The organism is Burkholderia crassaminum (assembly GCF_964265005.1).
Classification (GTDB): Bacteria; Pseudomonadota; Gammaproteobacteria; order Burkholderiales; family Burkholderiaceae; genus Burkholderia.
In genome coordinates, this window is sequence record NZ_OZ183801.1 from 752,802 (window position 1) to 779,159 (window position 26,358).

The following is a 26,358-nucleotide window of genomic DNA, read 5'->3' on the forward strand; positions in this document are numbered from 1 at the left end:
CGCGGCTACGCGCGCCGCGCGGGCCGTTGATCGTAGAAGCGCACCGGTTCCTCCGCCGGCGTGGCCGCGCCGACGAAGCGCACGGCCTCGTCCGCATACGACGCGTCGAGCGCGCGATAGTCGGCGGCGCTCGGCCGCTCGGCCGCCACGTCGTCGGCGGCCGCGCCCGGTGCGTCGGCCGGTGCGAGGCCGGCCATCGGCAGCAGCGCACCGACGACGAAGCCGTAATGGCTGCCGCGCTGCGCGAGCTGGCCGGCCAGCGCGCGCAGGATCTCGCCGGTTTCGGCGAGCAGCTTGCGGGCATCGGGCGCCGGCAGCCGCGACAGGTATTCGAGGAACACGGGCAGGTAATCGGGCAGCTCGCCCTGCTTCAGGAACAGCCCGTGCCGCTCGTACATCTGCAGCAGGTCGACCATCGCCTGCCCGCGGTCGCGCGATTCGCCGTGCACGTGCTCGAACAGGTACAGCGACGTCGCGCGGCCACGGTCGAACAGCGCGACGTAGTTCTCCTGCAGCGTCAGCAGGTCGCGTTCGCGCACGTACGCGAAGAAGCGGTCGAGGCCCGCGCGCACCGTTTTCGGCGCGCGCGCGGGCTCGCGCAGGTGCGCTTCGATCGAGTCGAGCGCGGCGACGAGCGTATCGTCGGGATAGTCGAGCAGCGCCGCGAGCGCCGCGTAGGTCGGATCGGGTGCGGTGCTCATCATCGCGAAGCCTCGTGGATCGGAATCGTCTTGCTGCCCTTCTTCGTGCTGAACAGGCTCGCCTCGGAACGGCCGTCCGAACAGCCGTTGCCGAACGAGAAGCCGCACGATGCGCGCAGGTCGTACGCGTTCTCCGCATACTCGCGGTGCGTGGTCGGGATCACGAACCGATCCTCGTAGTTCGCGATCGCGAGATAGCGGTACATCTCCTCGACCTGCGCAAGCGACAGCCCGACCTGGTCGAGCACGCCGCGCGCGTCGATGCCGTCGACGTGGCGCGCCCGCATGAACGCGCGCATCGCGAGGAGCCGTTCTAGCGCGAGCTTCACGGGTGCCTCGTCGCCCGCCGTCAGCAGGTTCGCGAGATAGCGCAGCGGAATGCGCAGCGATTCGACGTCCGGCAGATAGCCGTTCATCCCGAGCGCGCCGCTGTTCGCGGCCGCGTTGATCGGCGACAGCGGCGGCACGTACCACACCATCGGCAGCGTCCGGTATTCCGGATGCAGCGGGAACGCGATCTTCCAGTCGATCGCCATCTTGTAGGTCGGCGAACGCCGCGCGGCGTCGATCCATGCGGCCGGCACGCCGTCGCGCTCGGCCTGCGCGATCACGGCCGGGTCGTCCGGGTCGAGGAACAGCGACAGTTGCGCTTCGTACAGGTCTTTCTCGTTCTCGGCGCTGGCCACCTCGCTGATCCGGTCGGCGTCGTACAGCAGCACGCCGAGATAGCGAATGCGGCCCACGCAGGTTTCCGAGCACACGGTCGGCTGGCCGGCCTCGATGCGCGGATAGCAGAAGATGCACTTCTCGGCCTTGCCGCTCTTCCAGTTGTAGTAGATCTTCTTGTACGGGCAGCCCGACACGCACATGCGCCAGCCGCGGCACTTGTCCTGGTCGATCAGCACGATGCCGTCTTCCTCGCGCTTGTAGATCGAGCCCGACGGGCACGACGCGACGCACGCCGGGTTCAGGCAGTGCTCGCACAGGCGCGGCAGGTACATCATGAAAGTGTTCTCGAACTGCCCGTAGATGTCCTTCTGCACTCCTTCGAAGTTGGTGTCCTTCGCGCGCTTCTCGAACTCGCCGCCGAGAATCTCCTCCCAGTTCGGTCCCCACTCGATCTTCTCGAGCCGCTGGCCGCTGATCACGGAACGCGGCCGCGCGACCGGCATTGCGCGCGTATTGCCGGCTTCCTGCAGGTGCGCGTAGTCGAACGTGAATGGCTCGTAGTAATCGTCGATCTCGGGCAGGTGCGGATTCGCGAAGATCTGCGCGAGCAGCCGCCACTTGCTGCCGAGACGCGGCTCGATCCGGCCGTCCGCGCGCCGCTGCCAGCCGCCGCGCCAGCGGTCCTGGTTCTCCCAGTCCTTCGGGTAGCCGATGCCCGGTTTCGTCTCGACGTTGTTGAACCATGCGTATTCCATCCCCTCGCGGCTGGTCCACACGTTCTTGCAGGTCACCGAGCAGGTATGGCAGCCGATGCACTTGTCGAGGTTCAGCACCATCGCGATCTGTGCGCGTACCTTCATGACGTTTCTCCTTCGCGCTCACCCTGTGTCGCCGTTGCGGCTGCTTCGCCGTCGAGCCAGTCGATGCGGTTCATCCTGCGCACGATCAGGAATTCGTCGCGATTAGAGCCGACCGTGCCGTAGTAGTTGAAGCCGTACGACAGCTGCGCGTAGCCGCCGATCATGTGGGTCGGCTTCAGTGCGATGCGCGTGACCGAGTTGTGGATGCCACCGCGCGTGCCGGTGATCTCGGAGCCCGGCGTGTTCACGATCTTCTCCTGCGCGTGGTACATCATCACCATCCCGGACGGAATCCGCTGGCTCACGACGGCCCGCGCGCACAACGCGCCGTTCGAGTTGTAGCACTCGATCCAGTCGTTATCGACCGCGCCGATCGCCTTCGCGTCGTCCTCCGACATCCACACGATCGGGCCGCCGCGCGACAGCGTCAGCATCAGCAGGTTGTCCGTGTAGGTGCTGTGGATCCCCCACTTCTGGTGCGGCGTCAGGAAGTTCAGCACGCGTTCGGGGTTGCCGTTCGAACGCGTGCCGAGCATGTGCGCGTAACTGCCCGTATCGATCGGCGGCTTGTACGCGCACAGCGATTCGCCGAACGCACGCATCCACGCATGATCCTGGTAGAGCTGCTGGCGGCCGGTCATCGTACGCCACGGCACCAGCTCGTGCACGTTCACGTAACCGGCGTTGTACGACACGTGCTCGGATTCGATCCCGCTCCAGGTCGGCGACGAGATGATCTTGCGCGGCTGCGCCTGGATGTCGCGGAAGCGGATCTTCTCGTCGGCGCGCGCGGCGGCCAGGTGCGTATGGTCGATGCCCGTGATGCCCGACAGCGCGCGCCACGCCTTCACCGCCACTTCGCCGTTGGTCTCGGGCGCGAGCGCGAGGATCACCTCGGCCGCGTCGAGCGCCGTGTCGATGCGCGGCCGGCCTTGCGCCGTGCCGTCGGCCACCTTGTAGTTCAGCTCGCCGAGCAGCTTCACTTCGTCCTTCGTGTCCCAGCCGATGCCCTTGCCGCCGTTGCCGAGCTTGTCCATCAGCGGCCCGAGCGATGTGAAGCGCGCATAGGTGTTCGGATAGTCGCGCTCGACGACGGTCACGTTCGGCATCGTGCGGCCCGGCACCGGCTCGCATTCGCCGCGCTTCCAGTCCTGTACGTCGAACGGTTGCGCGAGCTCGCCCGGCGTGTCGTGCGCGATCGGTGCGAGCACCACGTCGCGCTCGACACCGAGATGCCCGTCGCACAGCTCGGAGAAGCGCTTCGCGATCCCCTTGAAGATCTCCCAGTCGCTCTTCGATTCCCACGCGGGATCGACGGCCGCCGACAGCGGATGGATGAACGGGTGCATGTCGGACGTGTTCATGTCGTCCTTCTCGTACCACGTCGCGGTCGGCAGCACGACGTCGGAATACATGCAGGTGGTCGACATCCGGAAGTCGAGCGTCACGAGCAGGTCGAGCTTGCCGCGCGGCGCTTCGTCGTGCCACGTCACTTCCTCGGGACGCGGGCCGCCCGTCGCGCCGAGATCCTCGCCCTGCACGCCGTGGGTCGTGCCGAGCAGGTGCTTCAGGAAATATTCATGCCCCTTGCCCGACGAGCCGAGCAGGTTCGAGCGCCACACGAACAGGTTGCGCGGGAAGTTCTCCGGCGTATCGGGATCTTCGCTCGCCATCTTCAGCACACCCGACTTCAACTGCTGCGCGATGTCGGCGCCGGCCTGCGCGGGATCGGCGAGCGCCGCGCCTACCTTCAGCGGATTCACCGCGAGCTGCGGCGCGGACGGCAACCAGCCCATCCGTTCCGCGCGCACGTTGTAGTCGATCGGCGCGCCGTGGAACTGCGACTTGTCCGCGAGCGGCGACAGCAGCGTGGCCGGATCCATCGGGTCGTAGCGCCACTGGTCGGTATGGGCGTAGAAGAACGACGTCGCATTCATCTGGCGCGGCGGGCGGTTCCAGTCGAGCGCCGCCGACAGCGCCGTCCAGCCCGTCTGCGGCCGCAGCTTCTCCTGGCCCACGTAGTGTGACCAGCCGCCGCCCGGCTTGCCGATGCAGCCGCACATGATCAGCATGTTGATGATCGCGCGGTACGACATGTCCATGTGGAACCAGTGGTTGATCCCCGCGCCGATGATCACCATCGACTTGCCCTGCGTCTTGTGCGCGTTCTCCGCGAACTGCCGCGCGACCGAGATCACGTCCGCGCGCTTCACGCCGGTGATGGCTTCCTGCCAGGCCGGCGTGTACGGCAGGTCGTCGTCGTAGCTCGCGGCCACGTCGCGGCCGCCGAGCCCCTGGTCGAGCCCGTAGTTCGCGACGAACAGGTCGTAGACGGTCGCGACCAGCAGGTCGCCGTTGCGCGTCGCGATGCGCCGCACGCCGATCCGGCGCGACAGCGTGGAAGCATGCTGCGTCGAATTGAAATGCGCGTGCGGCTGGTTGCCGAAGTACGGAAACAGCACGTCGACGACTTCGTCGTGCGCGGCCGTGCACGACAGCCGTGGCGACAGCGCCGCGCCCTTCGACGTCTCGCCGCGCAGGTTCCACTTGCCCTTGTCGGCTTCATCCTGCTGCCCCCAGCGGAACCCCACCGAACCGACCGGCACGACGAACTCGCCGTTCGCGTCGTCGATCATCACGGTCTTCCAGTCCGGATGCGCGGCCTCGTCGAGCGCATCGTCGAAGTCGGACGCGCGCACGAGGCGCTCGGGCACGTAGCCGTCGCCGTGCGGCACGAGACGCACGAGGCACGGCATGTCGGTGTAGCGCTTGCAGTAGTCGGCGAAGTAGTCGCTCTTCCCCGCCAAATGGAATTCCTTGAGGATCACGTGCCCCATCGCGAGCGCGAGCGCCGCGTCGGTGCCCTGCTTCGGATGCAGCCACAGGTCGCCGAACTTCGCGCCTTCCGAGTAATCGGGGAACACCGACACGACCTTGGTGCCGCGATAGCGCGCCTCGACGAGGAAGTGCGCGTCCGGCGTGCGCGTCTGCGGGACATTGGAGCCCCACATCATGATGAACGTCGAGTTGTACCAGTCGGCCGATTCCGGCACGTCGGTCTGCTCGCCCCACGTTTGCGGCGACGCGGGCGGCAGGTCGCAATACCAGTCGTAGAAGCTCAGGCACACGCCACCGATCAGAGACAGGTAGCGCGAACCTGCCGCGTACGACACCATCGACATCGCCGGAATCGGTGAGAAGCCGACCACGCGATCAGGGCCGTGCTGCTTCACCGTGTGGACATTCGCAGCCGCGACGATCTCGTTGACCTCGTCCCAGCTCGCGCGCACGAAGCCGCCGAGCCCGCGGCGGCTCTGGTACGAACGGCGTGCCGCATCGTCTTCGACGATCGAGCGCCACGCGTCGACCGGCCCGAGCGTGCGGCGGCGTTCGCGCCACAGCTTCACGAGCGCGCTGCGCACCATCGGATGCTTCAGGCGGTTCGCGCTATACAGGTACCAGGAGTAGGACGCCCCGCGCGAGCAGCCGCGCGGCTCGTGATTCGGCATGTCCGGGCGCGTGCGCGGATAGTCGGTCTGCTGGGTTTCCCAGGTGACGATCCCGCCTTTCACATAGACCTTCCACGAGCACGAGCCCGTGCAGTTCACGCCATGGGTCGAGCGGACGATCTTGTCGTGCTGCCAGCGCATCCGGTAGCCGTCTTCCCATTTTCGGTCTTCGTCCGTGACGGCGCCGTGTCCGTCGGAGAAGCGTGGCCTCGTGGTGGAGAAATAACGCAATCTGTCCAGGAAATGGCTCATGGGGATCTCGTTTTTCCGGTCTTTTGGCAGACCCTGATTATTCAAGGAGGTGAAATAGCAGATGTATAGAACGACCGAATTTCGATCGTTGTTTCCTTCTCACCGTGATCAAACCCATTGTCGGGCGGATCGACGTATCACGACTTGATACAAATCACGCTATCGTTGATCGGCTCGAAACAGCGAAAGCAAATGGGGCGCGAGCAACACGGCCTGCTATGCTGCGCACTGCATTCGCGCGCGATCCGCCTGCCGCTTCCTCGCCTCACGCTGCGGCGGGCGAGATCCGCATCGAATTGCGCTGGACGTTCCGGCCATCCGTCTCGGTATTCGCAGCGGGATATCGAAAGGCGCGCAGGTCGTTCGGTGCATTTACGGCCGTCGGTCAATAACACCTTTACCAACAAGAACCGCAATTTCATGACATCCCGCCTTCTCGCCGCGCTCGTTGCCGCGGCCTTGAGCTGCACCGCCCTGCCCGCCGCCCATGCGCGTACCTACGTCGCACCGACGGCATCGTTCGGAAAAGGGGCTTACGTTCACCAGTTCGTGCTGCGCGACCCCGCCACGCACCAGCCGCTGCCGAATGCGCGCTACCGGCTGTTCCTGCCCGGTCAGGTCATCGCAGGGCTGCCCGTCAAGCCGGAACAGCATGACAGTGTGATCTTCGGCACGACCGACGCGGCCGGGCGGACCGTCCGGATCCGGCTGCCGAAACTGCATCCGGAGAAGCAATGGGTGTTCAACGCCATCATCGGCGACGGCGATCTGGGCGAATCGTTCCGGCTGGTCGATCCGGGCGGCACGGCACCGCTCGGCCATTTCCCGTACGTGCTGGACGTGGAGAACGAATATCTGGCGTGCGGCTATTCGGATGCGAACGGCTACACCTACTACGCGCAATCGCGCACGCCGCGCAACGTCAATCTTTACGTCGGCATGCTGGCCGGGTCGGCCGACACCGACTGGTGCGCGGGCCCGGGCGTGACCATCGCGAACAGCGTGAACGCCCCGGGCGCACCTGACCTGTACACGCAGTACCTCGGCAGCCTGGTCGCCAACGGCGACCGGATCAGCAGCGAATTGCGGCAGCAGATCGTCGCCAAGCTGCTGTCGCTCGCGATCGCCGAACGCGACGAGGGCCGCGTCACCGCCGCGCTCGATCTCGACAGGATTCCGGACGATCGCCTGAACGACCTCGGCTATCGGCTCGCCGACGCCGGCGTCGCGGTCGAGCGCGGGCTCGCGATGATCGACGCGCATCTCGCGCAATCACCGGATGATGCGTATGCGCTCGACAGCAAGGGTTGGGCGCTGTATCGCCTCGGTCGCAACAACGAAGCGCTCACGTGGTTCGACCGGTCGATCGCGATCTTCGCGAAGGACGGCGATGAGGACAAGGGCGCAAGCGAAGCCTATGCAACCGGGCTGACGCACAAGGGTGAGGTGCTGTGGAAACTGGGGCGCCAGGATGAAGCGCGCGATGCGTTCGCGCAGGCGGCGAAGATTCAGCCGAAGAACGCGGAGCTGGAAGAAACATTGAAGCGGCTGAACGCGCAGGCGAACCCGGACGGCGCGGCGTCGCCCGGTACGAGCGGCATATAATTGCACTCGACCCGGAAACGGTGATCGTCGAGACAATACCGGTCACTGCACGCACGGATCGCCGATGGCCTGCATGTAAACGTGCCCGGACGCGTTCACCATCGCATGACCATTGGCGATCCAGCGTTGTTTCGTGTTCAGCATCATCGCGAAGACGACTTGCGACTGATTGCTTCCCGCCCGGCCCATCAGCTTGCCAACGCAGTCAAGAGAATTGAATACGCGTGTCAGGCCGGCGATCGCGCTGGCACGCGTGTCGCCGTGCATCATGAAATCGCGCTGCGCAGCCGCGTAGCGAAGCATCGCCGCGCGCTGTATCGGGTCCGGGAATTGGGCGTCGATGTACTTCCGGACATCGTCGCGGATGCCATCACCCTGCGAGTCGATGCCGCCGACCGTATCGGTGAAGTCCGTCGCGTGATCGCCATAGCGGTCGGCTACCGAATGTTGCGCCGTCCTGCCGGGAGCACTCGCCGCCGACGCATCGGTCGCCGCTTGCGAACCGAAGCCGGCCGGCGGTGCCGCGGTTTCGGCCCGAGGCAATACAGGCAGCGCGGCCACGCCCATGATGACGGCAGCGGCCGCAAGGTCCCTCGTTTTCATTGTTGTCGCGCTCTCGTTGTTGTTGTCGTTCTTCGAGCACTATAGTGCCTGCACGCATTCCTTCAAGAGGAGATGCGGCCTCCCGCGTCACGCCTCGCCTTTCGCACCCGGATTGAGCATCACGACGAAGCCGGCCACGCCGACGATCAACGCGATCGCGCCGCCGCGCAGCGCCATCGCGTTGTCGAACAGCAGCCCCGTCACGGCGGCCATCATCCCCGCGAGCGAGACGAACACGGCGATCGCCGCGACGACGATCCGGGACTGGCGGCGTATCATCGCGCGCCCGCCGCGTTACGCGGCCGCAACCGCCGCTACATCGGCGTCGTCGCCGCGAATCAGCAGCACCGGGCACTTCGAGCCGCGCACGAAGCGCTCGGCGACACTGCCGAGCAGCACGCGCCGGATGCCGCGCCGCCCGTGCGTGCCGACCACCGCGAGATCGATCCCGCCGTCCTTCACGTAGCGCTGCAGGCGTTCCGCGATGTCCTCGCCGATGCTCTCGGTCTCGACGAGTTCGGCCTCGCCGTTCGCGCCGGCCAGCGCGATAATCTGTTCTGCTTCGCGCAGCACCTTGCGCCCGTCGTCGCGGATTTCCTCGACGAGCGCGTGCGGATCAAAACGGCCCGCGTAGGTGAACAGCACCGACTTGTCCACCACATACACGACACTGAGATGCGCGTCGCCGGCCAGCGCGACCTTTACCGCCTCGGCAAGCGCCTGTTTCGACGAACCGCTGCCGTCGACGGCCACCATGATCTTCTTGTACATGCGAACCTCGCTGGGGTGAATTGCCGCGCGTCTGATCGCGCGCGGCCTTGTCACCATCATCGGCGGATGGCGGGTTCGAATGTTGACCACGATCAAGCGGGCGCCCATGCCGGCTGCGACCGGCCGACGCAGGGCGCCGCGCGGGCAGCACACGCCGCCGTGCGCCGGCGCCCGGTTGCGTCATCGCGTGTGCGGCGCGCGGTACTTGTGCTTGTCGAACCCACTCGCACGCGACCATTCGCCGGCGACCGCGTCCACGGCCTGCCCCGCGAACGGCACGACCGTGTCGGGCTCGGCGCCGTGACGATAGTTCGGCCCGGTGAATTCGGGATCCGCCGCATAACCGAAGTACGCGTTGCCACTCCACACGATGTTCGCGTAGCTGCCTTGCGAGTTCTTCGTGCGGAAGATCGCGCCGCTGTCGGATGCGTTGTAGAAGCGGTTACCCGTCACCTGGAACGCGTTCGCGTAGCTGAGGTTTTCGACGATCGGCGTGACCAGCCCCGGCGTGCGGGTGATCACGACGTTGTCGCGCACGACGGAATCGGCCGAGCCCGCGGCGGACACGATCCGCCGCTTGTCGTTAAGGCTCAGGTTGTTCTCGACGATCGCGCCGGTTTCCTGCGCGACGTGGCCCAGTCCGTCCGAACCGCATCCGCAGAACAGCATCAGTCCGCCGTCGTTGTCGTGGCTGAAGTTCGCGGCCACGCGCGTGTTGCGCGTGCCGAGATCGGCGTCGAATGCCATCCCGTCGCCGGCCTCGATGTTGTTCTGCAACCTTACGCCGTTGACCTCGTTGTACTGGAACAGCGCATCGTCCGTGTTGATCGCCCATGCGCCGGCACTGTTGCCCGGCGCACGCATCCAGATGTCGTACAGGTGATTCGACTCGACCTTCGGCGCGGTTGCCGTGCGCACGATGATGCCGTCGCCGCCGACGTTGTGGATCAGGTTGTTGCGGAGTACGACACGTGTCATCGGGAAATAGTCCGACGATGCCTGCGTGGCAGGATTCGTCAGGTAGGCCGGATTGCCCTTGTACGGCGGATAGTCGCCGCACGGCGCGCCGCCCTCCCGGCACATCCACGCGGATCGGGTCGACAGCGCGACCGCGTCGACGTTGTAGATCTCGCTGTTCTCGACCGCGATGTCGTCGAAGCCGGTCCGCTTCTCCTTCGTCCCGACGACTTCGTTGTCGCGCGTCACCTCGAACAGCATCCCGCCGGTCGTCTTGTACGAGCCGACCGTATTGCCGGCGACGTCCTTCAGATAGCCGCGCACGTGATGCACGTACACGTCGTCGACGCGATAGTGGCTGCCCGTGCCGTAATCCTCGAGCCGCACATACAGCCCGAGGCGCCCGCCGGGCGTCGTCGCATCGTTGGTCAGCTCCAGCGAACGAATCTCCCAGTATTGCGTGTTGGTCAGATAGATCGCCGCACGGTTCACGGTGGGATTATCTGATTTGCACAGCGAGTAGTAGCCGCTGAACCCGCCTGGCGTCTTGTGCTGCTCGGTGATCGACTGGTCGGGGTCGGCCGTCGCATCGGTGCAACCGGCCGCGATGACGGGGCGCGGCGCCTTCGGGTCGCCGTATGCGTCGACGACGATGGGCGCACCGGCCGCGCCGGTACTGCCCGGTGCGGGCGTAAAGCTGCCGTTGCAGGTCGTGCCGCGCTTGAAGCGCACGTGCATGCCGGGCGTGAGCACGATCCGGTTCAGCGTCGCGAGATCGTGGATCGGATTCGCGGCGGAGCCGGGCGTCGCGGGCGAGCCCGTTCCGTTCGATCCGAGCGAGCAGTCGACGTGCAGCGTACCGGGTACCTCATCGGCCGCCTGTCCGGCAACGGGCGCGGCGGCAAGCTGCTGCCCGGCCGCCACGCCGTCCGCCGATTCCCCGCCGCCGCATGCTGCGAGCGCGCCGATCAGCGGCGCTGCGACAATCTTCCAGTGTTTCAAAGTCAGTCTCCCGAAATATTGCATTCGTGATCCGGCACCGGGTCGACCGATGGTCGATCCGCGCGCCGGCCGCTCATTCCGGCAACCGGTTCGTCGATACGAACCGGCGCCCCCTCCTCGCTTGCCGCGGGCAGCAGCCCCGCCCGCTCGCCCAGCACCCACAGGCCGGCTGCCGCCGCGCCGTCGATCGTGTCGACGGGCGGCCAGCCGAACAGCGATGCCGCATGCCGGTAACGCGCGCACAGCGCGGCGTCGCCGATCAGCATCGGTTGCAGCGCATCGTCGCGGGCCGCGCCGCCCGGGCCGCCGTCTTCTGCGGCCAGCCCCGCGAGTTCATGGCCGATCAGCACGCCGGACAGGTAGTCGGCCTGTTCGTCAGGCGCCAGGTCGCCGGCCAGCAGCCGTGCGCGGCTACCGAAGATCGTCGCGAGCAGCCCCATCACATGGCCGGCCTGCGCGGCGCGCACGCCGCGCTCGAATGCGTCGCGCGCGAACCCGGCCGACGGCTGCATCGTGCGGCCGAGCAGGCTGTGCGTGCAGAGCAGCGCATACAGTTCGCCCGTCATGAACGTGCGGAACCGCTCGATGCGCGAGCCGCGCACGGCGACCCACTTCGAATGCGTGCCCGGCAGCCCGATCCACCGCACCGACGCCGAACCGTGCGTCGCACCGCCTGCCTGCAGCGCACCGACGATCTGCGTCTCCTCCCCGCGCATCACGTTCGCCATCTCGCCGCGCTGGATCAGCCCCGGCACGATGTGCACGGTCACACCGCGCCGCGCGCGCACCGCCAGCAGCGATGCGCCAAGCCGCGCCGCATCGATCGGCACGTCCGCATACGGCGCCTCGCGCCAGCCCTGCGTGCTGCCGACCATCCCGGCCGCGACGACCGGCAGCGCCGGCCACGCATCGAGCCATCCGCCGCACACGTCCTCGAACGCCGCATCGCATGCGTGAGCGATCGCGATACCCGCGCCGCCCAGCTGCATCACGCCCTTCGGCACGGCCCGCTCGTCGAGCACGGTCCGCGCATCCGCCATCAGGTACGCGCGCAGCGACGTGGTGCCCCAGTCGAGTGCGATCAGGCGCGGCACCGGCGCCTCGTCGTCAGGTCGTTGCATTGCATCTTGCATAGGATTCCTCTGTTTAGCGGTTGCGGCTCGCTGCTTCATCGGGCCGATATCAGAAGAGCGTCTCGATACCCGCGTAGACGCCCGTCTGCCCGCGTCCCGGCATCGGCGACGCACCGAGCCCGTTGCCATTGCCGAGCCCCGGCGACTGCGGGTTCACACCCAGGTTCGCCCCCGCGCTGTTGAACACGTGTGCGGCCGTCGCATACAGGAACGTCCGCTTCGACAGGTCGTACATCGCGCCGAGGCCGATGATCGTCGAGCGCCCTTCACCGCTGTGGTCGGCGCTCCATTGGCCCGCGTCGATCTTCATCGAATAGACGGCGCTCTGCAGATGCAGGAACGGCGTCGCGTCGTACGTCACGCCGCCCCAGTAGTAGTTCGCGGTGCGCGACAGGCCGGCCGGCGTGTCGGGCGCGCTGTAGCGCGTGTAGCCGAGCTGTACCAGCGCGGGGCCGAAGCGGTCGCGCACGCCGATGAACGCTTCCTGCGACGCGGTGAACAGGTTGTCTTCGCGGCCGTACTGGTTGCGGATCTCGTTCCAGATGGCGCGCACCTCGAAGTCGCCGTGCGTGTAAGCGAGCGTCGCGCCGTCGGACAGGCCCGTCGCGTTCACGTTGTTCGGCGAGCCGCGCAGCCAGCCGTTCGAGCTGTTGCCGAGGTTCGCCTGCAGCGCGAACGAGAAGCCGCCGAACTTCGGCGATTCATAGCGGATCCCGTTCGACAGCTTCGGGCCGTTGCGGTACGACGTCAGCGACTCGACCGAGTAGTTTTCCTCGAGCAGCGGATCGTACGACCAGATATAGCTGTTGATGAACGAGCCCTGCCCGAGCCGCAGGAAGCCGTAACGCTCGTTCTTGAAACCGATCCACGCACCGCGCTGGAACAACACGCCGCCGCCGTAGTTGCCGTTCGCCGCGTTGATCGACGATTCGAGCCAGAACACCGCCTGGTTGCCGCCGCCGAGATCCTCTTTTCCGGTGATGCCGAGGATGCTCGTCCCCCAGTCGTTGCCTTCCGAGAAGCGCGAGCCCGTCGAATGCGGGCCGTTCTGCACGCCGCTCAGGTACTGCACGTCGCCGCCCACCCGCCCCCACACCGTGACGCTCGATTCGGCCTGCGCCGCCGCCGGCACCGCCAATGCCAGCGCCGCGATCCACCCATACTGTCGCATCAAGATCTCCTCCTTCTTTTCGTTTGATTGGGAAAACGCTTTCCCTCGACAGCAAAAAAATTTCGCGGCGGTTGTCGTGTACCGTTTTCCGTTACGTTTCGAACGGAAGGCACGCGTGCTATGCTCGCGAATTGGGAAAGCGTTTTCATTGTCGACGCGCGATTGCGCTTTTTCAAGAAAATTCTGGCCCTCCAAGGGATACTACCGAGTCCGACCGCGCGGCATTCACGCGATGCCGCCGTGCGGTCGCCACCGCCGGCGCGCATGCTATGCTCGCCGGCAAAATGCACTGACACTCACTTTCATCGTGGCCAAGATCAACGAAGTCGCCGCCGCCGCAGGCGTCTCCATCGGTACCGTCTCGAAGTTCATCAACAAGACGAAGCGCTTCTCGCCCGACGTCGAGCGCCGCATTGCCGAGGCGATCGAGCAGCTCGGCTACGAGTCGAACCCGCTCGCGCGCTCGATGGCCACCGGCCAGACGGGCGCGGTTGGCGTCGTGATCCAGGACATCCTGAACCCGTACTTCACCGCGATGGTCAAGGGCGTGAACCGGATCGCCCAGCGCAACGATTTCGTCGTCCTGATCGTCGATGCCGACGAGAACCGCAAGGGCGAACGGCCGGCGCTGACGAAGCTGAGCCGGCGCGTCGACGGGCTGATCCTGAACACCAGCATGCCCGACGACGACCTGCGCTGGACCGCTAGCCTCGGCAAGCCGGTGGTCGCGGTCGGCTCCGCGCCGCGCGACGGCTTGCTCACGCTCCATTCCGACCCGGTCCGCGCGGGCGAAATGCTGGCGCAGCACCTGCTGATGGAAAAATACCAGCGCTTCGCGTACATCAGCCTGCCCAACGCGCGCGGCGACGACGAACGCCGGGCCGGCGCCGAGCAGGTGCTGGCGCGCGCCGGCTTGCCGCTGCGCACGTTCAGCGTGCCGCGCGCGACGGTGGCAGACGGCGAGCGTGTGTGCGCATCGGTGATGCTGTCGGCCGAGCCGCCCGATGCGGTGATCTGCTACAACGACATGATCGCGGCCGGCTTCATCAAGGAAGCCGAACGGCTCGGCATCGCGATCCCGCACGACGTCGCCGTGTGCGGCTTCGACAACCTCGAACTCGGCAAGCTCACGTCGCCCACGCTGACGTCGATCGACACCGAAACCGAGCGCGCGGGCGAGGTTGCGATGACGACGCTGCTCGACGCGCTCGCGGGCAAGTCGCCCGACCCGCATACGATGCTCGAAGCACGGCTCGTCGTGCGCGAATCGACGGTGCGGCCGCGCGACGCGCGGCGCCGCTGACCGCTCGCCACACTCAATCCGCTCACATCGCTCATCCGGTCAACGCGGCGCGGCCGCGACCGCTTCGCCTAGCCACGTACGCGCGACACAGTGCTGTTCGAGCCCGGCCACGCCCGGGCGCGTCTCGAACAGGCTGCCCGCGAGCGGCCCACGCAGCAATCCGTCCGCACTCACGTTGACCGACGCGGAGGTCACGAACAGCGTCGCGCGATCGGCGCCGCCGAACGCGACGCTGGTCGGCCGCTGCACCGGCATCTCGACGACCTTGTCGAGCGTGCCGTCCGGCGCGTAGCGATGCAGCCGCCAGCCGTCCCAGATCGCCGACCACACGCCGCCTTCCGCATCGACCGCGAGCCCGTCCGGCACGCCGCGCGCGTCGCCGAACGTCGCGAACGGCCGCGCATTCGACAAGCGCCCGGCGTCGATGTCGAAGTCGTACGCAAAGATGGTGCGGCGGCCGGAATCGGTCACATACATCGTCGTGCCATCCGGGCTCCAGCCCATTCCATTCGCACACGCGAAGCCGGCCACCGCGACGCGCGACGTACGCGCATGCTCGAAGCAATGCAGGTCGCCCGGGCCGTCGCCGTCGTCGGCCATCGTGCCGACCCAGAAGCGGCCGCGCGCGTCGACCGCGCCGTCGTTGTAGCGCAGTGATGGCCGCGCGTGCGCGGCGTCGGCCAGCCGCTCGAGCGTTCCGTGTGCGGGGTCGAACAGGTGCAGGCCGCTCTTGAGCGCGACGAGCAGCCGCCCGTCGTCCACGCCCGCGACGCAGCCGGCCAGCTCCGGCAGCAGCCAGAAGCCCGTCTGCCCATGACCGGGCGTGTAGCGGTAAAGCGCGGTGCGCTTGATGTCGATCCAGTAGAGCGACGCCGAGCGTTCGCACCAGAGCGGGCCCTCTCCCAGGATCGCGTTCGCGCCCTGTACCAGTTTTACTGTCGTCATCGAAATTCTGTTTTATGCATGCGTTCGGCCGCCCGCCGCAGCGGCGGGCGGAACCTGCCGGCCAGGCCGGACTCAGAGCGCGCGGCCCGCGTCGTCGAAGAAGTGCGCGTGCCGCATGTCGATGCGCACGCCGACCGGCTGCCCCGAAGCGACCGTGTACGCGTCGCGGTTCTGTCGCACCGACAGCAGCCGGTCGTGACCCGCGAGCTCGACATAGACGATCGTCGCGTCGCCCAGATGCTCGGCGTGCGTGACGCGGCCGTCGAGCCCCGTGCCGGGCGCGCCGACCGTGAGGTTCTCCGGCCGGATACCGAGCTGCAGCGAGCCCGACGGCCACGTGCGCGACGCGTCCGGCGCCGCGGCGAGCGAGCCGCCCGGCACGTCGAAGCGCGGTGCATCGGCGCCGCCGTGCGCACGGCACGGCAGGAAGTTCATCGACGGCGAACCGAGGAACGATGCGACAAAATGGTTCGCCGGCTGCTCGTACAGCGAAAGCGGCGAGCCGACCTGCTCGATGCGCCCGCCGTTGAACACCGCGATGCGATCCCCGAGCGTCATCGCCTCGACCTGGTCGTGCGTCACGTAGATCATCGTGCTGCCGAGTTCGCGATGCAGCCGCGCGAGTTCGAGCCGCATTCCGCCGCGCAGCGCGGCGTCGAGGTTCGACAGCGGTTCGTCGAACAGGAACACGCCCGGCTTGCGCACGATCGCGCGGCCGATCGCGACGCGCTGCCGCTGGCCGCCCGACAGCGCCTTCGGCTTGCGATCCAGCAATGCGGACAGCCGCAGCGCCTCGGCCGCCTGCCCGACGCGCGTGCGCGTCTCGGCCGCGTCGACACCCGCGAGCTTCAGCCCGAACGCCATGTTCTCGAACACCGTCATGTGCGGATACAGCGCGTAGTTCTGGAACACCATCGCGAGCCCGCGCTTCGCGGCCGGCACGTCGTTCACGCGGCGGCCGTCGATCAGCAGGTCGCCCGACGTGATCTCCTCGAGCCCCGCGAGCATCCGCAACATCGTCGACTTGCCGCAGCCCGACGGGCCGACGAACACCATGAATTCGCCGTCCTCGATGTCGAGGCTGACGTCCTTGATCACCTCCGCGCCGTCGTCGTAACGCTTGCGGATCTGCTTGAGCGACACACTTGCCATGATTGGGTTTCTCCTCGTCCGTTGCTGCCGCTCACCATTCGGCGACCGAGCCGTCCTCGCGACGCCACACGGGGTTGCGCCAGCGGTGCCCCGTCGCGGCGGCCTCCCTCACCTTCGCCTCGTCGATCTCGACGCCGAGCCCCGGCGCGTCCGGGCGCGCGACGTAGCCCGCGTCGAACGCGAACGGGATGCCACGCGTGTACGCATACATCGCGTTGTCGTCGTGATAGGCCACATTGGTCGACTGCTCCTGGATGAACGCGTTCGGCGTGCAGAAATCGATCTGCAGCGACGCCGCGAGCGTCAACGGCCCGAGCGGGCAATGCGGCGCGACCGCGACGTCGTATGCCTCGGCCATCGCCGCGATCTTGCGCAGCTCCCAGATCCCGCCCGTGTGGCTCACGTCGGGCTGCACGATGTCGACGACACCTTCCTGCAGCAGCTCCTTGAACTGCCAGCGCGTGAACAGCCGTTCACCGGTCGCGAGCGGCACCGCGCAGTCGCGCGCGACTTCGCGCAGCGCATCGTTGTGCTCGGGCAGCAGCAATTCCTCGTAGAACATCGGGTCGAACGGCGCGAGCGCTTTTGCCAGCGCCTTCGCGACGGGGCGGCGCACGCGGCCGTGGAAGTCGATGCCGAGCCCGACCTCCTTGCCGATCGCATCGCGCACCGTGCCGAAGCGCGCGACCGCGCGGTCGATCGCAGCAGGCGACTCGATCCAGTCGGTCGCGTTGACCACACCCATCTTCAGCGCCGTATAGCCGGCCTCGACGAGCTGCCGCGCGTTCGCGGCCATCTCTTCCGGCGTATCGCCCTTCACGTGCGCATACACGCGCGCCTTCTCGCGCACCGGGCCGCCGAGCAGGTCGTAGACGGGCACGCCGAGCGCGCGCGCCTTGATGTCCCACAGCGCCTGCTCGATGCCCGAGATCGCGCTCGTCAGGATCGGGCCGCCGCGATAGAAGCCGCCGCGATACATGACCTGGAACAGGTCCTCGATGTGGCGCGGGTCGCGGCCGATCAGGTAGTCGGCGAGTTCGTGCACGGCGGCGGCCGTGGTGGCCGCGCGCCCTTCGACGATCGGCTCGCCCCAGCCGGCCAGGCCCTCGTCGGTGCTGACCTTCACGAACTGCCAGCGCGGCGCGACCGCGAATGTTTCGATTTCGGTGATCTTCATGTGGAGGAACGGGTGCGGTTGAACAGCAGCGCCGACATACCGTTGTCGGCGACAAGATCCGCGCCGGCGATGCCGATCGCCGCGTCCGACAGCAGGAACGCGGCGATGCGGCCGATATCGGCCGGCTCGTTGATGCGCTGCGCGGGATGCAGCGCGCGATATGCGTCGAGCAGCGCGGGATCGCGCTCGAGTGCCGCGCCGATCGGCGCGTTCAGCGTGAAACCGGGGCTCAGCGTGTTGACGCGGATGCGCTGCGGCGCGAGGCTCGTCGCCATCGCACGCGACATCGCGACGATGCCGCCCTTGGTCGCCGCATACATCTCGAAGCCGGGCACGCTCGCGCCCGCATGATTCGACGCGATGTTGACGATCGCGCCGCCGCCGGCACGCGCGATGCGCGGCGCCGCGAGCTGCGCGCACTGGAACATCGCGCGCAGGTTGGTGCGGTACAGGCGGTCGCAGTCGTCGAGCGAGAACGCGTCGAACGGGCCGTGCAGCGTGATGCCCGCGTTGTTCACGAGCCCGTCGAGCCGGCCGTGATGCGCATCGATGCGCTCGAACAACGCGGCGACGCTCGCCGGGTCGGCCACATCGGTTTCGACGAACAGCGCGTCGCGGCCGCCCAGCCGTTCGCGCACCGCATCGGCGCGCGCGGCGTTCTTCTCCGCGACGACCACCTGCGCGCCGCATGACGCAAGCACTTCGACGATGCCGAGGCCGATGCCGTCGCCGCCGCCGGTGACGACGACCACGCGGCCGTCGAGCGATTCGAATGGATTCATGAGGTCACCCCTTGACCGCGCCGGCCGTGATGCCCGCGACGATCCTGCGCTGGAGAATGAAGAACAGCACGAGCAGCGGCAGCGTGCCCATCACGGCTGCCGGGAACAGCTTGGTCGGATCGATGTCGTTGGTGCCGATGAAGCGGAACACCGCGACCGTGATCGTGAACTTCGACGAGTCGGTCAGGAACAGCAGCGGATAGACGAGGTCGTTCCACACCGACAGCGTGACGAACATCGCGAGCGTGCCCGTGATCGGCCGCAGCAGCGGCAGCACGATGTACCAGTACACCTGCAGCGGGCTGCAGCCGTCCATCACCGCCGCCTCTTCCAGTTCGAGCGGGATGCGCTTCAGGAAGCTCGTGTAGAAGAACACGCCGAGCGGCAGGCTCTGCACGGTGTACGCGAGCACGACGCCGAGATACGTGTTGAGCAGGTGGAGATCGCGGAACAGCACGTACAGCGGCGTCAGGCTCACGAACATCGGGATCGTCAGGCCGAGCGTCAGCACGATGTAGACCGCATTCGACAGCCGGCCCTTCACGCGTGCCAGCGGATAAGCCGCGAGCGACGACAGCAGCGCGACGAGAAACGTGACCGCGAGCGTGATGCCGATCGTGTTCGCGACGCTGCGCCAGTAGTTCATCTGCGTGAACACGGCCGCGTAGTTGCCGAAGAACACGTGGTCAGGCAACCCGAGCGGGCGCGCGATGATGTCGTCGCCGGTGCGCAGCGACATCAGCACCATGTAGATCGTCGGCAGCAGCACGATCGCGACGATCGCGATCGCGGCGACGAGCCGTGCGAACCCCGGCATGCGGTGCAGCAGCGCGCTCGCGCGCAGCCCGCCGCCCGACGTGCCGGCGGACGGACGGTCCGCATGAAAGCGTTGACGGATGACGTTCACAGGTTGTCCTCCCGGCGGCGCAGGATCGTGTTCTGCGTGGTGGCAACCACCACGACGATCGCGAGCATGATCATCGACAGCGCGCTCGCGAAGCCGAACTTGTAGTCGTTGAACAGGCTGTGGAAGATCTGCAGCCCGAGCGTGGTCGTCGCGCCGTCCGGCCCGCCGTTGGTCAGCACGAGCGGCAGTTCGAAGGTCTTCAGCGTGCCGATCGTGCTCAGCGTGATGTTCACGGTGAACGCCGGCGCGAGCAGCGGCAGGTCGATGCGCGTGAAGCGCACCCACGCGTTCGCGCCGTCGAGCTTCGCCGCGTCGTGCAGCTCCGTCGGAATGTTCAGGTAGCCGGCCAGGAAGATCGCCGTCGAATAACCGACGTACATCCACACATGCACGGCCGTGACCGCCGGCAGCGTGACCGACGGATCGCCGAGCCACACCTGTTGCAGCGCGTCGAGATGCACGAGATGCAGCAGTTCGTTGATGCCGCCGCCGAGCGGCGAGTACAGGTACTCCCACACGAACCCGGCGATCACCGCCGAGAACATGCTCGGCACGAGCAGCCCGACGCGCAACGCGCCGCGCAGCCGCGGCAGCGAGAACAGCAGCGCCGCGAACAGCAGCCCGAGCCCGTTCTGCATGATCACGACGATCGCCGCGTATGCGAACGTGACGACGAGCGTATGCAGGCTCGCGGGATCGCGAAACGCCGCCGCGTAGTTTGCGAGCCCGATCCAGTCCGCATCGCCCACCCCGGAAAAATCCGTCAGGCTCATCCGCGCGGCCTTGAACAGCGGATACAGGCTCAGCAGCGCGTATAGCGCGAGCGCCGGCACGGCGCACCACAGCAAGGTCCGGTTGCGCTTCATCGTGCGCCTCCTTCGTCAAACCGTGCCGCGCGAGATCGCGCGGCACCGGAAATGTCAGCGGACGGGCGGTTCATCGCGCAGCCGCATCCCAGCGGGCAAGCAGCTTCGCCGGGTCCTGACCGATGTCGAGGAAATACGCGGACATCGAATTCCAGATCGCCGTGAACAGCGAGCCGGCCCACACGCCCTTCGGATACAGCACGACGTGCCCGTTCTTCTGCGCGGCCGCATACGGCTGCGCCTGCGGCGGCATCGCGTCGGTGCCGCCCTCGAACGGGCTGAACCCGGCTTCCGCGTCGAGGAACTGGCGGTCGTTGTCGGGGCGCGCCCAGAACGCGAGCCACTTCTTCGCGGCATCGGCCTGATGCGACGCCGCGTTGATCGCCCACGCGGTGCCGAGCATGTCGAGCGCGACGGGTCCGTTGCCGGGCACGAGCGCCGGCAGCGGCGCGAACTGGAACGACAGCCCCTTCGTCGCGCTGAACTTCGCGATATTCCACGCACCCTGCGGCATCATCGCGACGCGGCCGGCCTGGAACTCGGTCAGCCCCGTGCTCCACGCGCTCACGCCATTGTTCAGGCGCGGCACGAAGCACTTCGCGTCCGCGAGCACCTTCAGCGCGGCCATCGACTGCTTGAACGCCGGATCGGCCGCGAAGCGCGCACTGCCCGCGCCGACGAACGACTCGGCGCGCGCATCCGCGTCGCCGCCGCCGGCTGCAAGCCCGGACGCGATCACGAGCGCCGCAGGCGCCCAGCCTTCCTTCGCGGGCAGCAGCATCGGCGTGATGCCGGCCGCCGCGAGCTTTCCGCACGCCGCCTTCAACTGATCGACGTCGGTCGGCACCGTCGCGATGCCCGCGCGCTTGAACAGGTCGAGGTTCGCGAACAGGCCGATGCCGACCAGTTCCATCGGCAGCATGTAGGTCTTCCCGCCGATCTGCGTGTGGTTGCGCACGCCGCGCCAGATCGTCGGCACCCACTTCTCGCCGCTGAGGTCCAGCAACTGGTGCGCGCCCTGCCACTGCCGCATCAGCTCGCGGTCGACCATCAACACGTCGGGCCCGTTGCCGCCCTGCAGCCGCGACGACGCGACCGTCGTCGTGTCGTTGCGCGACATGTATTCGAACTTGACCTTGATGTCGGGGTTTTCCTTCTCGAACTTCGCGATCAGCGCCGCCATGTTGGCGGGCTCGGCGCCGCCGCCCTTCCAGCCTGTCACGTCGAGCGTGACCGGCGCGGCGCACACCTGCGCCGCCAGCACTGAAAGGACTGCGAAAGTTACCGCCCGAAGCCTGTTGAACATCTGCTGTCTCCACGTTGTTGTCGAATCGTTGCGCACGGCCGGTGGCGTGTGCCCAGCGGCGTGTGGCGGCCGGGCCGTGCGGCATGGGAACCGGCTGCGATCCCTCGCGCCGGAAACCCGCGTTTCCCCGTCGTTCGATTCATCTGGGAAAGCGCTTTCCCTATTGTGTCGTACAACCTGCCCGGCTTGCAAGCGCCGGGGCGAATCGATCGTCTAGGGGATATCCCGGGGCGTGTCGCGACCGCGGTGAGCCGTCCGTGCGCACCAGGATCGAGCGGTCATCGCGCCGAAGGCGCTATCATCGAATGTGCGACTTTCGTCCGGCCCTTATTTGCCGGCCCACTTTCAACTCGCTCAACCGACATGACAACGACTACCGAACGCGTGGACGGCGCCGCCCAGCATCTCGTCGCCGCCCGCCATGCCGGCTCGCCCGGCCCGCTGCTGCCCGATGCGCTGCGTCCCGAGAACGTCGAGACCGCGCTCGCGATCCAGCAGCGCGTGGCCGACCTGCTCGGCGAACCCGTCGGCGGCTGGAAATGCGCGCTGCCGCCGCCCGACCGCGTGATCCTCGCGCCGATCTTCGCGTCGACGATCCGCGAGGCCGATGCGCCGTACCGCGTCGTCGGCGGCCCGATCGTGCGGATCGAACCGGAAATCGCGTTCGTGCTCGATCGCGACCTGCCCGCGCGCGATCAGCCGTACGACGAACAGGCCGTGCGCGACGCGATCCGCGAAGTGCGCATCGTGCTCGAGGTGCTCGGCTGCCGCTATGCGGAGCCCACACGCGCGTCGAAGTTCGAGCTACTGGCCGACGGGCAGTTCAACCAGGGGCTGTGCGTCGGCCCGGTCGTGCCCGACGGGCTGAACGTGCCGCTCGAGACGCTGGCGCTGTCGTTCGAAGGCGCGCTGAACCGCGTGATCGACGGCCGCCATCCGGACGGCGATCCGCTGAAGCCGCTGGTGTGGCTCGTCAACTTCCTCGCGTCGCGGGGCGACCCCGTGCGCGCCGGGCAGATCGTGACAACCGGTTCGTATGCGGGCGCGATCGACGTGCCGCTCGGCGATGCGCTGACGGTCCGTTTCGGCGAGCTCGGCAGTTTGTCTGTGACGTTGACGGCCTGATGCGCGCGGCTCGCGGGCGCAGCTGATCGCTGATCGCCAGTCGCCGGTCGCCGGTCGCCGGTCGCCGGTCGCCGGTCGCCGGTCGCCGGTCGCCGGTCGCCGGTCGCTGATCGCTGATCGCCGGTCGCTGATCGCAGCGCGACGGCCGCGACCGTTGCGCGGCCGGCTTCGTGGCCGGTGTCAGGTGCGTGGCTGCGCGCGCTGTCGCGACGGCAACGTCATCGCGGCCACACCCGCGACGACGCAAGCGAGCCCCAGCCACGCCGACGCAGACAGCGATTCCCCGAGCAGCGCCATGCTGATGCCGACACCGATCGGCACACGCAGATAGGCCTGCGCCGTCGTGCCGACCGAACCGAGCGTCTGCACGAGCCGGAAGTAGATGACGAACGCGAGCGCGGTCGAGAAGACCGCGAGCGCCGCCAGCGCGATCAGCGATTGCGGCGATGGATGAAGCGTCCACGGATGGTCGACGGCGAGGCTGGCAGGCACCAGCACGATCGCACCGACGATCAGCGAGCCGGCGGCGGGCGCCGCGGGCGACAATCCGCTGAAGCCCCGGCCGTAGATCGCTGCGCCCGCGTAGCAGACGGTCGCCGCGACGATCGCCAGTTGCGGCACGAGTTGTCGCCCGAGCCCCTCGAACGCGCTGACGCCGACCACCAGCGAGATGCCGACGAGCCCGGCGACGACGCCGAACAGCTTCCTCGGTGTCAGCGGTTCATGGCGGGTAATCAACCAGGTGCCGGCGAACGCAAGAACGGGTGACGCGGAATTGAGGATCGTCGCGAGACCGGCTTCGACTGAACGTTCGGCCCACGCGATCAGCGTGAACGGTACGACGCTATTCAACAGCGCCTGCACGAAGAAGCGACGCCAGACCGCGAGATCGCGCGGCATCGGAATGCGCGTGACGCGCATCCAAAGCAGCAGCACCGAGCCTGCGATCAAGGTCCGCGCGGCGATCAGCGTCAGCGGCGGAATGGTCGCGACGCCGATCCGGATGAACGTGTAGGACGCGCCCCATAACGTCGAAAGCGCGAGGAGCAGGAGCAGGTCCGCGACGGCGGGAGGGCTGCGGGGCATGACGGGCTGCAGCATGTCGGGAGGTTCGCGTTCGCAGTCCATGACGAGGTTGGGATCGGCCCGCTCGGCACGGGTCGCATAAGCAGATGATGCCGCCGGTCTGGCGCGAACGCTTCAGCGTGACGCGAAATGTGGATTGCCGGTTGAATGGCCGCACCGGTCGCCGGTCGACGCCGTCCGACCGTTCAACTATCCTTGGACGACGTGACATCCAGGACAAACCGCGGCAACGGAAACGGAGTGACTTCAATGGATGAACGCACGGGCCCGATCAAAGGCGCCACCCGCTACCGGACGGCGAACAGTCACGATGTCGACGCGCTCGTTCAACTGATCAATTCAGCCTACCGCCCGACAGCGGCTGTAGCAGGATGGACGCACGAAGCATCGCTCGTCGACGGCCCGCGGATTGCGTCGTCACAGCTCGTCGATACGTTGCGCGCACCGGATTCCGCCCTGCTGGTCGCCGACGTGGAAGGGCAGATTGCCGGCTGCATCGAAGTCAGGAAAGACGGCAACGTTGCCTATATCGGCACGCTGGCCGTTTCGCCGTCGATGCAGGATCGCGGGCTCGGCAAGGCGTTGCTGAACGAAGCCGAACAATTCGCCAGCCGGCGCTGGCAGATCGGCAAGGCCGTCATGGTCGTCCTGTCGGCACGCCACGAACTGATCGACTTCTACTTGCGCCGCGGCTATACGCGAACCGGGGAACGGTCGGGCTACCCGTTCGACGCCGGCGTGGGCACACCGCGCGACCGCACCCTGACCATCGAGACGCTGACCAAAGACATCGTGCGGGACTGACGCCGCGTGCGATCGCGCCCTGCGCCGCCGCGACGGCCCTGCCATCCGTCCATTCGGCCGCGCCGTGATAACGTTGCACATCATCACGCGCACGGGACCGCCCGCTGCGCATGCGAACCGCTTTCACGCCCCTGCCCGCCATGTCGCTGACACCGCTGCCCGCCCTGTTCGACGAAACCCTGCGCATCGTCGCTCGTCGTTACCGGCTGCCGCCGCTCGACAGCGCGTCGTCATTGACCGACGCCGCGAATCCGGCCACCGCCCTTGCGATCGTGATCGAGGAAGCGTGCCGGATGCGGACAGACGGCGAGTCTCCCGGCACGGCACTGCGGCAGCGCTTCATCGACGCCCTCGCGCAAATGATCCGCGACGCGATGAATCCTCAGTCCGGCGATCCCGCCTTTCAGGCCGCGGTGCTGCGGCACGATGCGCCGAGCGTGCGCGAATACGCGTCGTTGTCCGCGCACGCGGAGCAGGACCGGCGCGCGCTGTACTCCGCCGTCAATGCGATCGCGCACCCGGCCAAACTCGAACGCAGTGCGCAGACGTGGCAACGCGACGGGCTCGCGCGACTGCATGCGGCCGTGACCTCCGCGTCGTGGGCCGATCTTCACGCGACGCTGCAGCAGCTGCTCGCCCTGCCCGACATGACGACCGACGCCGCGTTCGAGCAGGACATCGTCAAGCTGAAAGACAGCCCCGCGCTCGAACGCATGCTGCGTGTCGACGCACTGGCATCGGACGAGCACGTGCGCCGCTACCGTGCGCTGTGGGTCCGCCAGGGGCCGCTCGAAGGCAGCACGATCGCCGTTGCGCAGGGCGTCGCATCGCAGCAGCGCGGCGCAGCCGTCGAAGCGCTGGCCGCGCAGGCGCTCGACGCGCTGGCCCGCAGGCTCGAAGCGGTAGACGAGCAGCGTACCTACCAGGTGGTCACGTCGATGCGGGTGCCGTCATCGATACCGGGCCGACACGACCGCGCGAAAACCGAATGGGACGCGATCCTGCTCGAACGCACGCGCGGCGATGACCCGGCGCCCGCATGGAACGTGCGCTTCCTCGTCGAAGCGAAAGCGTCCGCGGATGCCGCGACGACCGATCTGCCGCGGCTGCTGCGCGGCCTGAACCTGCTCGCGCAGGCCGACTCCGACACGATCTATTCGTTCGAGACGCACCAGGGCACGGTGCGCGTGCACGGTGCGTCGCTGCGGGCGCTGACGACCGACGAAGCGACGCTGCAACAGGAAGTGCTCTATTGCTGCGATGCGTCCGCGGACGCGACGCCGCGCCTGCTGGGCGCCGCAAGCCGGATGCAGTTGCTGTCGGCGCAAGCCAGCCTGGAGTACGCGAGCGCGCTCGCGCAGCGGCCGGATGCCGATCCTGATGGCCTCGGTGTCGTCTGGCACGCGCTGCTGACGTTGCCGCAATGGCATGCGGTGCTGCACCAGTACCCGTCGTTGCGGCAGGTCCGCGAGCTGATGGTGGCGATCGACGACTTGCGGGCCGCGATCGACGATGCAGATGACGGGGACGTCGCAAGCAGCGTGTGCGCGTGATGCGCGAGCGGCATCGCGCGCTCGGTTGTTGAGCATGCCGAACGGCAATGCCCATCCCGCCGGCCGGCCACCGTCAGCAGATCGCTGCGTCTGCACTGTGTGGACTTCCCTTTCGCCGG

General features: G+C 67.5%; 22 protein-coding genes. 5 read left to right on the plus strand and 17 right to left on the minus strand.

Translation table 11 applies throughout. The features are described from left to right. Nucleotides 1-5 precede the first annotated feature (5 nt). Genes narJ through ACPTTF_RS36650 form a run of 3 tightly spaced genes read right to left on the minus strand, consistent with a single transcriptional unit; the run spans nt 6 to nt 5,991 of the window. Nucleotides 6-701, minus strand: a complete 696-nt coding sequence (gene narJ / locus ACPTTF_RS36640; RefSeq protein ID WP_166959791.1) for a nitrate reductase molybdenum cofactor assembly chaperone — start codon at nt 699-701, stop codon at nt 6-8. Next, the gene (gene narH, locus ACPTTF_RS36645; RefSeq protein WP_423372396.1) at nt 701-2,230 is read right to left on the minus strand and encodes a nitrate reductase subunit beta; all 1,530 of its coding nucleotides are present in this window, start codon (nt 2,228-2,230) and stop codon (nt 701-703) included. Before narH ends, narJ begins: the two co-directional genes overlap by 1 nt. Continuing rightward, complete coding sequence (locus tag ACPTTF_RS36650) at nt 2,227-5,991, minus strand: nitrate reductase subunit alpha (RefSeq protein ID WP_423372397.1); 3,765 nt, start codon at nt 5,989-5,991, stop codon at nt 2,227-2,229. The genes narH and ACPTTF_RS36650 overlap by 4 nt, the downstream gene beginning before the upstream one ends. A gap of 420 nt (nt 5,992-6,411) precedes the next feature. Here ACPTTF_RS36650 and ACPTTF_RS36655 point away from each other — a divergent pair, with 420 nt between their 5' ends. Next, nucleotides 6,412-7,596 (plus strand): hypothetical protein, encoded by a 1,185-nt coding sequence (locus ACPTTF_RS36655; protein ID WP_423372398.1) that lies wholly within the window; start codon nt 6,412-6,414, stop codon nt 7,594-7,596. Between the two features lie 42 nt (nt 7,597-7,638). Here ACPTTF_RS36655 and ACPTTF_RS36660 read toward each other — a convergent pair whose 3' ends face one another. The 6 genes from ACPTTF_RS36660 to ACPTTF_RS36685 all read right to left on the minus strand — a co-directional run bounded on the left by ACPTTF_RS36660 (nt 7,639) and on the right by ACPTTF_RS36685 (nt 13,233). Beyond that, on the minus strand, nt 7,639-8,199 hold the full coding sequence (locus tag ACPTTF_RS36660; RefSeq protein WP_423372399.1) for a hypothetical protein: 561 nt from the start codon (nt 8,197-8,199) through the stop codon (nt 7,639-7,641). An 87-nt stretch (nt 8,200-8,286) separates the two neighbouring features. After that, on the minus strand, nt 8,287-8,478 hold the full coding sequence (locus tag ACPTTF_RS36665; RefSeq protein ID WP_423372400.1) for a DUF2964 family protein: 192 nt from the start codon (nt 8,476-8,478) through the stop codon (nt 8,287-8,289). A 15-nt stretch (nt 8,479-8,493) separates the two neighbouring features. Next, nucleotides 8,494-8,970 (minus strand): universal stress protein, encoded by a 477-nt coding sequence (locus ACPTTF_RS36670; protein ID WP_423372401.1) that lies wholly within the window; start codon nt 8,968-8,970, stop codon nt 8,494-8,496. Between the two features lie 180 nt (nt 8,971-9,150). Beyond that, on the minus strand, nt 9,151-10,929 hold the full coding sequence (locus ACPTTF_RS36675; RefSeq protein WP_423372402.1) for a hypothetical protein: 1,779 nt from the start codon (nt 10,927-10,929) through the stop codon (nt 9,151-9,153). 2 nt (nt 10,930-10,931) lie between these two features. Then, a complete protein-coding gene (locus ACPTTF_RS36680; RefSeq protein WP_423372403.1) occupies nt 10,932-12,050 on the minus strand; it encodes a 2-dehydro-3-deoxygalactonokinase in 1,119 nt (372 codons plus the stop codon). A 61-nt stretch (nt 12,051-12,111) separates the two neighbouring features. Continuing rightward, on the minus strand, nt 12,112-13,233 hold the full coding sequence (locus ACPTTF_RS36685) for a porin (RefSeq protein WP_166959369.1): 1,122 nt from the start codon (nt 13,231-13,233) through the stop codon (nt 12,112-12,114). Nucleotides 13,234-13,540: 307 nt separating this feature from the next. Between ACPTTF_RS36685 and ACPTTF_RS36690 the strand changes: the two genes are divergently transcribed. Continuing rightward, complete coding sequence (locus tag ACPTTF_RS36690; protein ID WP_346778949.1) at nt 13,541-14,536, plus strand: LacI family DNA-binding transcriptional regulator; 996 nt, start codon at nt 13,541-13,543, stop codon at nt 14,534-14,536. A 39-nt stretch (nt 14,537-14,575) separates the two neighbouring features. On the opposite strand, the gene ACPTTF_RS36695 is transcribed toward ACPTTF_RS36690, so the two are convergent. From ACPTTF_RS36695 to ACPTTF_RS36725, 7 genes are all read right to left on the minus strand, one after another. Then, complete coding sequence (locus tag ACPTTF_RS36695; RefSeq protein ID WP_423372404.1) at nt 14,576-15,481, minus strand: SMP-30/gluconolactonase/LRE family protein; 906 nt, start codon at nt 15,479-15,481, stop codon at nt 14,576-14,578. 72 nt (nt 15,482-15,553) lie between these two features. Beyond that, entirely contained in the window at nt 15,554-16,633 is a 1,080-nt protein-coding gene (locus ACPTTF_RS36700) for an ABC transporter ATP-binding protein (RefSeq protein ID WP_423372405.1), read from the minus strand. A gap of 31 nt (nt 16,634-16,664) precedes the next feature. Beyond that, complete coding sequence (gene dgoD / locus ACPTTF_RS36705) at nt 16,665-17,810, minus strand: galactonate dehydratase (protein ID WP_423372406.1); 1,146 nt, start codon at nt 17,808-17,810, stop codon at nt 16,665-16,667. Then, entirely contained in the window at nt 17,807-18,592 is a 786-nt protein-coding gene (locus tag ACPTTF_RS36710) for an SDR family NAD(P)-dependent oxidoreductase (protein WP_423372407.1), read from the minus strand. Before ACPTTF_RS36710 ends, dgoD begins: the two co-directional genes overlap by 4 nt. Before the next feature lie 4 nt (nt 18,593-18,596). Further along, nucleotides 18,597-19,499: an ABC transporter permease subunit gene (locus ACPTTF_RS36715; RefSeq protein ID WP_166959357.1), complete on the minus strand. Its 903-nt coding sequence runs from the start codon at nt 19,497-19,499 to the stop codon at nt 18,597-18,599. Further along, nucleotides 19,496-20,365, minus strand: a complete 870-nt coding sequence (locus ACPTTF_RS36720; RefSeq protein ID WP_423372408.1) for a carbohydrate ABC transporter permease — start codon at nt 20,363-20,365, stop codon at nt 19,496-19,498. The genes ACPTTF_RS36715 and ACPTTF_RS36720 overlap by 4 nt, the downstream gene beginning before the upstream one ends. Before the next feature lie 70 nt (nt 20,366-20,435). Next, nucleotides 20,436-21,671, minus strand: a complete 1,236-nt coding sequence (locus ACPTTF_RS36725) for an ABC transporter substrate-binding protein (protein WP_423372409.1) — start codon at nt 21,669-21,671, stop codon at nt 20,436-20,438. Between the two features lie 363 nt (nt 21,672-22,034). Between ACPTTF_RS36725 and ACPTTF_RS36730 the strand changes: the two genes are divergently transcribed. After that, nucleotides 22,035-22,796 carry a 2-keto-4-pentenoate hydratase gene (locus ACPTTF_RS36730; protein WP_423372410.1) on the plus strand — a complete coding sequence of 254 codons (762 nt, stop codon included), beginning with the start codon at nt 22,035-22,037 and terminating at the stop codon, nt 22,794-22,796. A 180-nt stretch (nt 22,797-22,976) separates the two neighbouring features. Here the strand turns inward: ACPTTF_RS36730 and ACPTTF_RS36735 are convergent, their stop codons facing one another. Next, nucleotides 22,977-23,882, minus strand: a complete 906-nt coding sequence (locus ACPTTF_RS36735) for a DMT family transporter (protein ID WP_423372411.1) — start codon at nt 23,880-23,882, stop codon at nt 22,977-22,979. A 147-nt stretch (nt 23,883-24,029) separates the two neighbouring features. On the opposite strand from ACPTTF_RS36735, the gene ACPTTF_RS36740 reads away from it, so the two are divergent. After that, the gene (locus ACPTTF_RS36740) at nt 24,030-24,686 is read left to right on the plus strand and encodes a GNAT family N-acetyltransferase (RefSeq protein WP_423372412.1); all 657 of its coding nucleotides are present in this window, start codon (nt 24,030-24,032) and stop codon (nt 24,684-24,686) included. A gap of 140 nt (nt 24,687-24,826) precedes the next feature. Further along, nucleotides 24,827-26,239, plus strand: a complete 1,413-nt coding sequence (locus ACPTTF_RS36745) for a 3-deoxy-D-arabino-heptulosonate 7-phosphate synthase (protein WP_423372413.1) — start codon at nt 24,827-24,829, stop codon at nt 26,237-26,239. The last annotated feature ends 119 nt before the right edge of the window (nt 26,240-26,358 follow it).